The sequence below is a fragment of the Amycolatopsis sp. NPDC005961 genome, from assembly GCF_040629235.1.
Taxonomy (GTDB): domain Bacteria; phylum Actinomycetota; class Actinomycetes; order Mycobacteriales; family Pseudonocardiaceae; genus Amycolatopsis; species Amycolatopsis camponoti.
This window is the reverse complement of record NZ_JBEXVF010000018.1, coordinates 1-13734: the sequence shown is the minus strand read 5'-3', so window position 1 is coordinate 13734 and position 13734 is coordinate 1. Positions and strand designations below refer to the sequence as shown.

Below are 13734 nucleotides of genomic sequence, written 5' to 3'. Positions count from 1 at the left end.
AGGAGGTCGCGGTGCTCGACGAACTTGATTCGGCGATCGTCCGGCATTTGCAGGAAGACGCCCGGCAGACCAACCGGGACATCGCCCGGAAGGTCGGCATCGCGCCCTCGACGTGCCTCGAACGCATCCGGCTCCTGCGGGAGCGCGGCGTCATCCGCGGGTACCACGCCGACATCGACCTGGCGAGCCTCAACCGCGGCGTCCGCGCGCTCGTCGCGGCGCAGGTGCGGCCGCTGAGCCGGGCCGTCATCGACGAGTTCCAGCGCTCGATCTCGGAACTGCCGGAAGTGCTCTCGGTGTACGTGACCGCGGGGAGTGACGATTTCCTGATCGAAGTCACCACGCCGGACATCGACGCGCTGCACGCTTTCCTGGCCGACCGGCTGGCGTTGCGCCGGGAGATCGTCGGCTTCCGGACGTCGATCGTTTTCCGGCACCTGCGGAAGACGACGCTTGAACCACTTCCACCGGGGTAACCCTGGAGAGTGCGGCACGCCACCCCTAAGTGTTCCCCTGAAATACCCGGGTTCGCACCCTCAAAGGCGGAAAATGTCGGTGGTGAGCGGTCTAATGAGCACGACGGGAAGGAGGCACCGCCATGACAACGGAACTGAACCACCGTGAGCGGGCCACATTGAGAGCCGTGGCCGGAGGCCGCGCCGAGATCAGCTGCAGCTGCGAGCCCGACCTGTTCATCGACGGCCTGAGCTGCTGCGACCAGTCCACCGTGCACCGGCTCGCCCGGCTCGGCCTGATCGCACCCGCCAGCCCCGGCAAGTGCGGCACCCGCGTTCCCGCGGTGCTGACCGAAGCCGGCTCGCGCGCGTTGGGCGAGGTCTTCGCCGCCGCCGCGTAATCGCATTGCCACGCACTGGGGTCACTGACAGCATTACCCGATGCACGTATTCCTCGAAACCGAGCGGCTGATCTTCCGCCGGTTCACCGAGAACGACGCCGACTCGCTCTTCACGCTCTACGACGACCCGGCCGTGATGAAGTACCTCAATGGGGGACAGCCGGCGGACCGCACCGAGATCGTCACGCTGGATCTCCCCGCGTTCCTCGGTTACTACGAGCGTTTCCCCGGTTACGGGTTCTGGGCGGCGATCGAGAAGAGCACCGGCGATTTCCTGGGATGGTTCCATTTCCGCCCGCGCCCGCAGGACCCACCGGACGAGCCGGAGCTGGGGTACCGGCTGCACCGCAACGCCTGGGGCAAGGGCTACGGCACCGAAGGCTCGGCGGCGCTGCTCGCGCAGGGCTTCACGGACCTGGGGGTCCGGCGCGTCACGGCGACCACCATGGTGGTGAACAAAGCGTCGCGCCGGGTGATGGAGAAACTGGGGATGACGGTGGTCCGCACGTACTTCGAGGAGTTCCCGGAGCACGAGCGGGCACCGGGCAGCGAACACGGCGAGATCGAGTACGCGATCACCCGCGAGCAGTGGCTGGCCGGTCGTGAGTGAGAAACAGTGCTCCAACCCTGTTTCTCACTCACGACCGGTGGGTCAGCGGTAGACCTCGAACTCGTAGATCCGGGCCGCGCCGTTGCCGTCGTTGGCCGGGGTGGTGAGGTTCAGCTTCACGTACCGCGCCGACCTCGTCGTGATCGGGCTGTACGTGCGGCTGGCCCGCGAACCGGTCACGGACGCGACCGTCGTCCAGGTCGAGCCGTCGGTCGACGTCTGGATCGTGAAGGCGCCGGTGTTCCAGCCGGTCGTCTCCCCGCCGAGGCCGGCGTGCTTGACGACGAACGACGACACGTTCTGCGCCGATCCGAGGTCCACCTGGAGGAACTTCGTGGCGGCGGTGGAGCAGAACTTGCTGTTGTTCGCCAGGCTGCCGTCGACGGCCTTGTCGGCGGTCTCGGACGACGCGCACGCCGCCGAGCCCGTCGCCGCCTTGCCCTGCGCCAGGTTCGTGCCGAGGTCCGGCGCGGTGGCCGGCGGCGTGAACCCGTCGTTGTACGACGGCGGGACGTCGGAGGCGTTCGTGCCCCACGCGCTCGGCGACGAACCCATCGTGTAGTTCAGCGTCGACGCGCCCGCGATGTCGCCGTAGCGGATCCACGACTTCGTCGTCGAGACGCCGTTGACGCTCAGGCTCTGCACGTACTGCGCGCCCTGGCCGGCACCACTTCCGTTGATCTGGATCGTGCCGCTCGGGCGGATGATCGAGACCGCCGGGAACAGCGGGCCGTGCAGGGCCAGGACGTCCGCCCCCGGGGTCGCCGGGTACATGCCCAGCGCGGCGAAGACGTACCACGCCGACGTCGCGCCGAGGTCGTCGTTGCCGGGCTCGCCGCCCGCGCCGGTGGTGAACGACTCGTTCATCACGCGCCGCACCGCCGAGCTGGCGCCCTGCGGGTGGGCGGCGTAGTTGTACGCCCACGGCACGCCGTGCTCGGGTTCGTTGCCGATGTAGAAGTACGGCTGGGTCAGGCCGCCGTTGAGCTGGGTGAAGTGGTGGTCCAGCCGCTGAACGGCGGTCTTGGGCCCGCCCATCAGGTTGATCAGGCCCTGGTAGTTGTAGGGCACCATCCACGTGTACTGCGACGGGTTGCCTTCGGTGTAGCCGCTGTCGCTCGACGGCACGACCGGCCACGCCCACGTGCCGGTGCTGCCGCGCGGCTGGACGTAGCCCGAGTCGGGGCCGAACACGTTCTGCCACCACTGGGCGCGCTGCATGTAGGTCGTGTACTTCGTCGTGTCACCGACGGCCTTCGCGAACTGCGCCACCGCGAAGTCCGACGCCGAGTACTCGAGCGAGTCCGACGGGTCCTCGGTGACGTAGTGGCGGCTGACGTACCCGGACTGGCGGCCGCGGATCGCGCCGCCCTGCGCGGTGCCGCCGTTGGAGCTCTTGTCCATCAGCGTCAGCGCCGCCGCGGTGTCGAAGCCGCGGACGCCGAACGCGTACATGCTGCCGACGACGATCGGCCCGGGGTCACCGGTCATCACGAAGTGCTCGTTGTTGTTGTGCGACCACTTGGGCAGCAACCCGCCCTGCTGGCCGTCGAGCACCATGGACTTGGCTATGTCACTCGCTTCCGCCGGGGCGACGAGCCCGATCAGCGCGGCCCACGAGCGGTAGATGTCCCAGCCGGAGTAGTTCTGGTAGACGGTGTGCGACGCGGTGTGGATCGCCTGGTCGAACCCGCGGTACTGGCCGTTGGTGTCGCTGGCGATGTTCGGGTTCTGGAACACGTGGTACAGCGCCGTGTAGAACTTCTGCAGGTCCGCCGCCGCGCCCCCGGTCACCTGGACGCGGTTGAGGATGGTGTTCCAGCTCGTGTCGGCCGCGGCGCGGATCCCGGCGAAGTCGAACCCGGGGTTCTCGGCGGCGAGGTTCGCCTGCGCGTTGGCCAGGCTGACGAACGAGATGCCGACCTTCGCCTGCACGGTGGTGTTCGACGAGGTGTCGAAGGTGACGTAGCCGCCGGCGTTCGTGCCGCTGGTGCTCGCGGACCCGTTCGAGACCGTGCCGCCGAGCCAGGTGCCGAATCCGCTGGGCGCGCGGTCGAACTGGATGACGTAGAAGATCTGGTAGGTCTTGGACGATCCGCAGAAGCCGCCGCCCGTCGCCGAGCCGGTGAGCTGGCTGCCGCTGATGCTGATGGATCCGTTGCGGTTGCCGGTCGCGCTGCGGCCGGGGTTGACGAGCAGCCGCGCGGACGTCGTGTTCGGGTAGGTCAGCTTCATGAAGCCGGACCGCTGGGTGGCCGACAGCTCGACGGTCGTGTTGTAGTTGTCGAGCTTGTTCTTGTAGTAGCCGGGCGCGGCCGACTCGTTCGCCTTCGTGTAGCGGCCCGCGTATCCCGTCCAGCCGGTGCCCGGCGACGTGCCGATGGCGCCGGTGATCGGCAGCAGGCCGAGGTCCTCGTTGTTGGGACAGCCCGCGCCGTTGAAGTGGGTGAGGCTGAACTCTTCGATGCTGGTGTCGCTGTAGCGGTAGCCGGACGGCGACCCGGTCGGGGTGTCCGGGCTGAACTGCGTCATCCCGAACGGCACGGCCGCGCCGGGGTACGTGCTGCCGCCGGCGCCGCCGGGCACGGGGTTCGGGGAGTTGCTGTTGTCCGTGCCGATGAAGGGATTCACGTACTGCGTAAGGGCGAGCGTCGCGGCGCCGGCCGGTGCGGCGGGCAGTGCGACGAGCCCTCCGGCCGCGATGACCGCGGCGAGCGCGGCCCCGCGCAGCCGTCTGGCGAGTGGTCCGGACATGGAACCTTCCCTCCTTGTCGCACCTTCCGCCGGGCGACAACGTTGTCGGGCAAGCGTTTCTGACAACGTTGTCAGCGTGGAACGAGCCGCGTCGACGACGTTGTGGCGATCGAAGTGGTACCGGAACTCGGTGGGACGACATGGTGCCACGGCGGGACCCTGTCGCGGAAGCACCGAAAGTCCGTTGTGCGCCAACCGGTTCCGCGACCGGACCACTCAGCGCCGGTGGACCACCCAGTGGTCGCCGAGTTCGGTCGTGGTGGCTTCGCCGTTCGTCAGGTTCGCGAGCCAACCTTCGAAAGCCGGGACCTCGTCCGGCGCCAGCCCGATCTCGAAGCGAGCCGACGCGTCGAAGTGAGTCGCGTGGACCAAGTACGAAGACGCTCTCAAGTCGTTCTCCAGCCGGCCCGCGCGGTCGTAACTCACCGCCACCTCCACGAGCCTGAGACGCCGGTGTTCTAGTACACCAACCACTTCCAGTGCGTCCGAAACGGACTGACCGTACGCGCGGATCAAGCCGCCCGCCCCCAGCAGCACTCCCCCGAAGTAGCGCGTCACCACCGCCACCGTGTCCGTGATCGACCGGCGCCGCAGCACCTCCAGCATCGGCGTGCCCGCGGTCCCCGCCGGCTCACCGTCGTCACTGGACCGCCGAGTCCGCCCATCCGGCCCCAAAACGAACGCGTGACAGTGGTGCCGCGCCCCGGGTTCGGCGCGCCGTCGGGCCGCGATGAACTCGCGCGCGGCCTCTTCCGACGTCACCGGAGCCAGCGCGCAGAGGAAGCGGGAGCGCTTGATCTCGATCTCGTGCACCCCGGAACGAGCCACGGAGAGATAACGATCAGTCATCGGCCGAGTCCGTCATGCACTCAGCTTGCCACCCCGCGGGAGCGCCACAGCACGTGCCCCAGACCACTTGGGACAGACGTTTCCGCAGGTCAGGGCCACTATTTTCCGATACTCGGGAGGAACAGCCCGGCATATGGGACTACCCTGGGGCCCGTCAACGTAAGCGTGGCATTTCCCACCCTGGGACAACGACGTATGTCGATAACAGCGAATTCACACTATCGTCATAAGACCCGGCGAACCCGGGAGTAACACCGCGCGCTCGAGCCGACCCCCACCACCGTGGTCTGCCCGTGCGCGCACGCAGGACCGACACGTTCGGCTGCCCAGTGTTGTGCGGCCTCCCAGATGACCCGCGTCCGGTTTCCGAGCATCGTCGCCCGGCCGACGCTTCGCGGCATCTTGCACTTCAGACAACGCCGACAACAGCAACTGTTCTCGACTGACCATCGCGGTACCGGACCACTTCGTTAACCGGTTCAGCTCGAACCACACGATGGAGTGAGTACCGGTCGCGCCAACGCCTTGGGAGGCGGCCAGCCGTGACCCACCGTGCCCGTTCCCTGCCCCGCGCGGGGCAGCAGCTCAGCAACGCCGAGGCCGAGGGCCTCTACCGGAGCGACTACGAACACGACGCCTGCGGTGTCGCCTTCGTCGCCGACCTGACCGGACGACGCGATCATGCGATCGTCGCCAAGGCCCTGGTCGCGTTGCGCAACCTGGAACATCGCGGGGCGCGGGGCGCCGAACCGGACACCGGCGACGGCGCCGGACTGCTGATCCAGATCCCGGACGAGTTCTACCGCGAGGTCGTGGACTTCGAGCTCCCCGAGCCGGGCACCTACGCCGTCGGCACGGCTTTCCTGCCGCAGGACGAAAAGCGCCGCGGCCGGGCCATGACGACCATCGAGCGCATCGCCGCCGAGGAGGACATGCGCGTCCTCGGCTGGCGCGAGCTGCCGGTGCACACCGAGCACTGCGGGCCGACCGCGGCCGAGACCATGCCGCACTTCACGCAGCTGTTCCTCGCCGCGCGCCGCCCGAAGCCGGAGCACTCGGACCCGCTGCACATCGAGCGCAGCGCGTTCTGCGTCCGCAAGCGCGCCGAGCACGAGCTGGCCGAGGAAGACGTCTACTTCCCGAGCCTCTCCTCGCGCACGATCGTCTACAAAGGAATGCTCACCGAGGGCCAGGTCGAGCGGTTCTTCGCCGACCTCACCGACGAGCGCGTCACCAGCGCCATCGGCCTCGTGCACTCCCGCTTCTCCACCAACACCTTCCCGTCGTGGCCGCTGGCGCACCCGTACCGCTACGTCGCGCACAACGGCGAGATCAACACCCTGCGCGGTAACCGCAACTGGATGGACGCCCGCGAGGCCCTCCTCGAAACCGACCTGGTCCCGGGCGACCTCAAGCGGATCTACCCGGTGATCACGCGCGGCGCCAGCGACTCGGCGTCGTTCGACGAAGTCCTGGAGCTGCTCCACCTGGGCGGCCGCTCGCTGCCGCACGCGGTTCTCATGATGATCCCGGAAGCCTGGGAGAACCACCAGGAAATGGACCCGGCGCGACGCGCCTTCTACGAGTTCCACTCGACCTTGATGGAGCCGTGGGACGGCCCGGCGCTCGTCGCCTTCACCGACGGCAGCCAGATCGGGGCGGTGCTCGACCGCAACGGCCTGCGCCCCGGGCGGTACTGGGTGACCGACGACGGCCTCGTCGTGCTCGCCTCCGAGGTCGGCGTGCTCGACATCGACCCGGCGACGATCGTCCGGAAGGGACGCCTCGAGCCCGGCCGGATGTTCCTCGTCGACACCGTCGAAGGCCGCATCGTCGAGGACGACGAGGTCAAGACCGAGCTGGCCACCGCGCACCCGTACGACGAGTGGGTCGAGGCCGGCCTGCTGCAGCTCGAAGACCTGCCCGAGCGCGACCGCGAGGTGCCGCTGCACGCCGCGCTCGTCCGCCGCCAGCAGGCGTTCGGCTACACCGAGGAAGAGCTCGAAGCCATCCTCGAGCCGATGGCCCGCACCGGCGCGGAGCCGATCGGCTCGATGGGCAACGACTCGCCGATCGCGACGCTGTCGAGCCGGCCGCGGCTGCTCTTCGACTACTTCATCCAGCTGTTCGCCCAGGTGACGAACCCGCCGCTGGACGCCATCCGCGAGGAGCTCGTCACCGCGCTCGGCACGCAGATCGGCGCCGAGCCGAACCTGTTGGCCGGCAACGCCGCGTCGTGCCGCCGGATCGCGCTGCCGTTCCCGGTGCTCGACAACGACCAGCTCGCCAAGCTGGTCCACGTCAACGACGACGGCACGCTGCCGGAGTTCCAGGCGGTCACCGTGCTCGGCCGCTACAACGTCCACGGCGGCGGCGAAGCGCTGGTCCAGCGGCTCGACGAGATCCGCGCCGAGGTGTCGGAGGCGATCGAGGACGGCGCGCGGCTGATCGTGCTGTCCGACCGCGGCGTCGACGAGCACCACGCGCCGATCCCCTCGCTGCTGCTCACCGGCGCGGTGCACCACCACCTCGTCCGCGAGAAGACGCGCACGCAGGTCGGCCTCATCGTCGAGGCCGGCGACGCGCGCGAGGTGCACCACATCGCCCTGCTCATCGGCTACGGCGTCGCCGCGGTGAACCCGTACCTGGCGATGGCGACCGTCGAGGAGATGGCCCACCAGGGCCTGATCCCGGGCGTGACGCCGAAGCAGGCGACCCAGAACCTGATCAAGGCGCTGGGCAAGGGCGTCCGCAAGACGATGTCCAAGATGGGCGTCTCGACCGTCGCGTCCTACACCGGCGCGCAGATCTTCGAGGCGGTCGGGCTCGGCGAAGAGGTCGTCGACAACTGCTTCACCGGCACGACGTCCCGCCTCGGCGGCGTCGGCTTCGAGACGCTGGCCGACGAGGTCGCGAAGCGGCACGCCTACGCCTTCCCGGCCGACGGCGTCCGCCCCGCCCACCGCGAGCTGGAGACCGGCGCGGACTACCAGTGGCGCCGCGAAGGCGAGCCGCACCTGTTCAACCCGCAGACGGTGTTCAAGCTGCAGCACTCCACGCGGGCCGGGAAGTACGACGTCTTCAAGGAGTACACGAAGGCCGTCGACGACCAGTCCGAGAAGCTGCTGACGCTGCGCGGGTTGTTCGACTTCAAGTACGGCAAGCGCGCGCCGGTGCCGATCGAGGAGGTCGAACCGGTCTCCGAGATCGTCAAGCGGTTCGCCACCGGCGCCATCTCCTACGGCTCGATCTCGATGGAGATGCACCAGACCCTCGCCATCGCGATGAACCGCCTCGGCGGGAAGTCCAACACCGGCGAGGGCGGCGAAGACGCGGAGCGCCTCTACGACCCGGAGCGCCGCTCAGCGGTCAAGCAGGTCGCGTCGGGCCGCTTCGGCGTCACGAGCGAGTACCTCGTCAACGCCGACGACATCCAGATCAAGATGGCGCAGGGCGCGAAGCCCGGCGAAGGCGGGCAGCTGCCCGGCGCGAAGGTGTACCCGTGGATCGCGAAGACGCGGTTCTCGACGCCGGGCGTGGGCTTGATTTCGCCGCCGCCGCACCACGACATCTACTCGATCGAGGACCTCGCCCAGCTGATCCACGACCTGAAGAACGCCAACCCGAAGGCCCGCATCCACGTGAAGCTGGTCTCCGAAGTCGGCGTCGGCACGGTCGCGGCGGGCGTCTCGAAGGCGCACGCCGACGTCGTGCTCATCTCGGGCCACGACGGCGGGACCGGCGCGTCGCCGCTGTCGTCCATCAAGCACGCGGGCGGCCCGTGGGAGCTCGGCCTGGCCGAGACGCAGCAGACGCTGCTGGCCAACCGGCTGCGCGACCGGATCGTGGTGCAGACCGACGGCCAGCTCAAGACCGGCCGTGACGTCATCGTCGCGGCGCTGCTCGGCGCCGAGGAGTTCGGCTTCGCGACCGCGCCGCTGGTCGTGTCGGGTTGCATCATGATGCGCGTCTGCCACCTCGACACGTGCCCGGTGGGCGTCGCGACGCAGAACCCGAAGCTGCGCGAGAAGTTCAGCGGCAAGGCCGAGTACGTCGTCAACTTCTTCGAGTTCATCGCCCAGGAAGTGCGCGAGTACCTGGCGGAGCTCGGCTTCCGGTCGATCGCCGAGGCCGTCGGCCACGCCGAGTTCCTCGACAAGCGCAAGGCCGTCGACCACTGGAAGGCGGCCGGGCTCGACCTGTCGCCGATCTTCCACGTGCCCGAGATGGCCCCGGCGGGCCTGCGCCTGCAGCAGACCCAGCAGGACCACGGGCTCGAGAAGGCGCTGGACAACACGCTGATCCAGCTCGCCGAAGGCGCGTTGAACTCGGGTGACAAGGTGCGGCTGGAGCTGCCCGTCCGCAACGTGAACCGGACCGTCGGCACGATGCTCGGCTCGGAGCTGACCCGGCGGTGGGGCGGCGAAGGCCTGCCCGACGACACCATCGACGTCACCTTCACCGGGACCGCCGGCCAGTCGTTCGGCGCGTTCCTGCCGAAGGGCATCACTCTGCGGCTCTACGGCGACGGCAACGACTACGTCGGCAAGGGACTCTCCGGCGGCCGGCTGATCGTGCGGCCGTCGCAGGACGCGCGGATCGCCGCCGAGGACCACATCATCGCCGGCAACGTGATCGCCTACGGCGCGACCAGCGGCGAGATCTTCATCCGCGGCAAGGTCGGCGAGCGGTTCTGCGTGCGCAACTCGGGCGCGCTGGCCGTCGTCGAAGGCGTCGGCGACCACGGCGGCGAGTACATGACCGGCGGCCGGATGGTCGTGCTGGGGCAGATCGGCCGCAACTTCGCGGCCGGCATGTCCGGCGGCATCGCGTACGTGCTGGACCTGCCCGCGCACCGCGTCAACCCGGAGATGGTCGACATCGACCCGCTCGACTCCGAGGACGCGGACTTCCTGCGCGAGACGCTGGAGAAGCACTACGACGAAACGGAATCCGCCGTCGCGCGGGAGCTGCTGGCCGACTGGGACGCGGGCGTCGACCGCTTCGGGAAGGTCATGCCGAAGGACTACAAGCGCGTGCTCGCGGCCCAGGTCCAGGCCGAGCGGGATGGGCGCGACGTGAACGAGGCGATCATGGAGGCCGCACATGGCTGACCCCAAGGGCTTTCTGACCACCACCCGCGAAGAGCCGAAGCGGCGTCCGGTCGACCTGCGGCTGATGGACTGGCGAGAGGTCTACGAGGACTTCGCGTCGACGAAGCTGGAGAAGCAGGCCGGCCGCTGCATGGACTGCGGCATCCCGTTCTGCCACCAGGGCTGCCCGCTCGGGAACCTCATCCCCGAGTGGAACACCCTGGTGTGGCGGGAAGACTGGCAGCAGGCCATCGAACGGCTGCACGCGACCAACAACTTCCCGGAGTTCACCGGCACCCTGTGCCCGGCGCCGTGCGAAACCGCGTGCGTGCTCGGGATCAACGACGACCCGGTGACGATCAAGCGCGTCGAGATCTCCATCGTCGACCGCGCTTTCGAAGAGGGCTGGGTGACGCCGCAGCCGCCCACCGTCCGCACGGGCAAGAAGGTCGCGGTCGTGGGCTCCGGCCCGTCGGGACTCGCCGCGGCGCAGCAGCTCACGCGTGCGGGCCACAGCGTCGTGGTCCTCGAGCGGGCCGACAAGATCGGCGGGCTGCTGCGCTACGGCATCCCCGAGTTCAAGATGGAGAAGCACCGCCTCGACCGCCGTCTCGCGCAGATGGAGGCCGAGGGCACGGAGTTCCGCACGTCGGTGAACGTCGGGGTGGATCTTTCCGCCGACGAGCTGCGGTCGTCGTACGACGCGGTCGTGCTCGCGGGCGGGGCCACCGACTGGCGCGACCTGCCGATCCCCGGCCGCGAGCTGGCCGGCATCCACCAGGCGATGGAGTTCCTGCCGCCGGCCAACCGGGTCGCGTCCGGTGACCTCGCCGAGTCCCCGTATTCGGCCGAGGGCCTGGACGTCGTCGTCATCGGCGGCGGCGACACGGGCGCGGACTGCGTCGGGACGTCGCACCGCCAGGGTGCGCGTTCGGTGACGCAGCTCGAGATCATGCCCAAGCCGCCGGAGGCGCGGTCCGACGCCCACCCGTGGCCGACGTACCCGATGATCTACCGGGTGTCCTCGGCGCACGAAGAGGGCGGCGAGCGGCTGTACGCGGTGAACACGCAGGAGTTCCTGGGTGACGCGGACGGCCGCGTGCGGGCGCTGAAGCTGGTCGAGGTGCGCAACGAGGGCGGCAAGTTCGTCCCGGTGGAAGGCTCCGAGCGCGAGCTGCCCGCCCAGCTCGTCCTGCTGGCGATGGGCTTCCTCGGGCCGCAGAAGAAGGGCCTGATCGAGGACCTGGGCGTCGAGCTGGACCCGCGCGGCAACGTGGCCCGCGACAAGGCGTTCAAGACGAGCCTGGACAACGTGTTCGTGGCCGGTGACATGGGCCGCGGCCAGTCCCTGATCGTCTGGGCGATCGCGGAGGGCCGCAGCGCCGCGGCCGGCGTCGACGCCTACCTGACCGGGCGCGAGGTCCTGCCCCGGCCGATCGCGCCGACGGACCGGCCGATCGCGTAAGACCCGGCGCCGGCGGAGGTGTCACTGTCGCCACCTCCGCCGGCGCTGTACCACTTTCAGTCGTAGTAACCGTTTTCGAGGTCGTCGAGCAGTCCCGGGTGTTCCGGCCGCCAGCCGAGCAGCTCCCGGGTCCCGTCCGCGGACGCCGGCTGGTCGATCGCCAGCAGCGCGCCGAGGAAGCCGAGTTCGTCGGCCTCGACGGACGTGACGGGGAGGCCGAGCCGGCGGCCGACCACCTCTGCGACGTCGCGAATGGCCACGCCCTCGTCGCCGACCGCGTGCAGCACCGAGCCCGCGGGCGCCTGCTCCAGCGCCAGGCGGAACAGGTGGGCCGCGTCGAGGAGGTGCACCGCCGGCCAGCGAGCCGTCCCGTCGCCGACGTAGGCCGCGACGCCCTTCTGCTTCCCCGCGGCGATGAGCCGCGTGATGAGCCCGTGGGCGTCCCCTTCCCCGTGCACCGACCGCGGCAGCCGGACGACCGACGCGCGGACGCCGTTCTCCGCCGTCTTCACGACGGCACGGGCGTTGTCCATCCGGCCCGCCACCAGGCCGAAGCCGGCGGGGTCGTCCCGCTCGGTCGCCACGCCCCCTGGCACCGACGGCGTCCCCGAGGCGGCCACCAGCACCTTGCCTTCGAGCACGGCGGCCATGGCTTCGACGGCGGCCGCGTCGGCCCGGATCGCGGCGTCCATCCGGCTGAAGTCGTGCCCGAAGGCGAGGTGGACGACGGCGTCGGCGTCCGCGGCGCCCTTCGCGAGCGTCTCGAGGTCGTCCAGGTCACCCCGGAGCACCTCGGCACCCCTTCTTTCGACGGCCGCCGCGGAGGCGTCCGACCGGGCGAGGCCGACGACCTGGTGGCCGGCCTCGAGCAATTCGGGCACGAGGGCCGAGCCGATCCAGCCGCTGGCCCCGGTGACGAAGACACGCATGAGAACCTCCTTGTGATGACACCTGGTGCCATCAACGTAGCACGTATGACGACACCGGGTGTCATCGCTTAAGCTGGGGGCATGAGCCGCTGGGAGCCGAACGCACGCGAGCGGCTGGTGCGCGCCGCGGTGGAGTCGTTTCTCGAGCGCGGCTACGACGAGGTGACGGTCGCGGAGATCACCGAACGCGCCGGGCTGACGAAACGGACGTTCTTCCGGCACTTCGCCGACAAGCGCGAAGTGCTGTTCGCGGGCCAGGACATCCTGAGCCGCACGTTCGCGGAGGCGATCGCCGCGGCACCGGCATCGGCCACCCCGCTCGAGGCGATCTCGGCGGCCCTGACGGCCACGGAGACGACGTTCGGCCCGGACCACCGCGAGTTCGCGCGCAAGGTCCAGGCGGTGGTCGCGGACCAGAGCGACCTGAGGGAGCGCGAGCTGCTCAAGCGGGCCAAGCTGAGGGCCGCGATGGCGGACGCGCTGCGAGCGCGTGGCGTTCCCGACCCGGCGGCGAGCCTGGCCGCGGAGATCGGCGGCCTGGCGTTCACGACGGGCTTCGCGCGCTGGGTGGCGCCGGCGAACGAGCGCGGGTTCGGCGAGGTGGCCCGGGAGGCGTTGGCGGAACTCGTCGAGGCGACGACGAAGCTCGGCTGAGCTTCCCCGCCGATGTCCCGGTCGCCCGCTCGCCACCCGGCATCGCCGCGTCCAGCTTGGTGCACGAGCCTCAGGTGTCCAGGAGAGCGCTTCCCAGCGGCGTGAGCGAGTGCAGGACCGTGTTCCGTTCCCGGTGCGTGATGATCAGCCCGGCGCGCCGCAGCACCGTGGTGTGCTTGCTGACCGCCGACGGCGTCACCCCCAGGCGCGCCGCGAGCTCGGACGTCGAGCACCCCACCGCCAGGACCGCCAGCGCCGCCGCGCGGGTCGGCCCCAGCAGGTCCGCCAGCGCCTTGCCCGACGCCCGGTGCGCCGCGTGTCCCAGGCCCGCGGGCGGCGCGGCCTGGCGGACGCACGGGTAGTGCAGCCGCGGCGTGCCGCCCGGGGCCGCGGGGACCAGCGCCGGGCACACCGAGAAGTACGTCGGCACCAGCAGCAGCCCCGTGCCCTCCGACGGGACCGTGCCGGCGATGCGGTCGTCGGTCTCCAGGGCCGGCGCTTCCCAGCGCACCAGCGGGCGGAGG

10 protein-coding genes are annotated in these 13734 nt (G+C 69.9%); 6 read left to right on the top strand and 4 right to left on the bottom strand.

Going from position 1 to position 13734, the window contains the following annotated elements:
• Nucleotides 1-11: 11 nt before the first annotated feature.
• From ABZ342_RS18480 to ABZ342_RS18470, 3 genes are all read left to right on the top strand, one after another.
• A complete protein-coding gene (locus tag ABZ342_RS18480) occupies nt 12-476 on the top strand; it encodes an Lrp/AsnC family transcriptional regulator (RefSeq protein WP_360474261.1) in 465 nt (154 codons plus the stop codon).
• A 122-nt stretch (nt 477-598) separates the two neighbouring features.
• The gene (locus ABZ342_RS18475; RefSeq protein WP_196425207.1) at nt 599-856 is read left to right on the top strand and encodes a hypothetical protein; all 258 of its coding nucleotides are present in this window, start codon (nt 599-601) and stop codon (nt 854-856) included.
• A 40-nt stretch (nt 857-896) separates the two neighbouring features.
• Complete coding sequence (locus tag ABZ342_RS18470; protein WP_360474258.1) at nt 897-1466, top strand: GNAT family N-acetyltransferase; 570 nt, start codon at nt 897-899, stop codon at nt 1464-1466.
• 42 nt (nt 1467-1508) lie between these two features.
• On the opposite strand, the gene ABZ342_RS18465 is transcribed toward ABZ342_RS18470, so the two are convergent.
• Entirely contained in the window at nt 1509-4220 is a 2712-nt protein-coding gene (locus tag ABZ342_RS18465) for a GH92 family glycosyl hydrolase (RefSeq protein ID WP_360474256.1), read from the bottom strand.
• A gap of 216 nt (nt 4221-4436) precedes the next feature.
• Complete coding sequence (locus ABZ342_RS18460) at nt 4437-5069, bottom strand: YigZ family protein (RefSeq protein ID WP_360474254.1); 633 nt, start codon at nt 5067-5069, stop codon at nt 4437-4439.
• 542 nt (nt 5070-5611) lie between these two features.
• On the opposite strand from ABZ342_RS18460, the gene gltB reads away from it, so the two are divergent.
• Nucleotides 5612-10183, top strand: a complete 4572-nt coding sequence (gene gltB, locus ABZ342_RS18455; protein ID WP_360474252.1) for a glutamate synthase large subunit — start codon at nt 5612-5614, stop codon at nt 10181-10183.
• Nucleotides 10176-11627 (top strand): glutamate synthase subunit beta, encoded by a 1452-nt coding sequence (locus tag ABZ342_RS18450; RefSeq protein WP_360474250.1) that lies wholly within the window; start codon nt 10176-10178, stop codon nt 11625-11627. Before gltB ends, ABZ342_RS18450 begins: the two co-directional genes overlap by 8 nt.
• Before the next feature lie 56 nt (nt 11628-11683).
• Here ABZ342_RS18450 and ABZ342_RS18445 read toward each other — a convergent pair whose 3' ends face one another.
• Nucleotides 11684-12556: an SDR family oxidoreductase gene (locus ABZ342_RS18445; RefSeq protein WP_360474248.1), complete on the bottom strand. Its 873-nt coding sequence runs from the start codon at nt 12554-12556 to the stop codon at nt 11684-11686.
• Between the two features lie 81 nt (nt 12557-12637).
• Between ABZ342_RS18445 and ABZ342_RS18440 the strand changes: the two genes are divergently transcribed.
• Entirely contained in the window at nt 12638-13210 is a 573-nt protein-coding gene (locus ABZ342_RS18440; protein ID WP_360474246.1) for a helix-turn-helix domain-containing protein, read from the top strand.
• A 70-nt stretch (nt 13211-13280) separates the two neighbouring features.
• On the opposite strand, the gene ABZ342_RS18435 is transcribed toward ABZ342_RS18440, so the two are convergent.
• Nucleotides 13281-13734, bottom strand: a 454-nt coding sequence (locus ABZ342_RS18435; RefSeq protein ID WP_360474244.1) for a helix-turn-helix domain-containing protein, incomplete at its 5' end; no start/stop codon positions are given.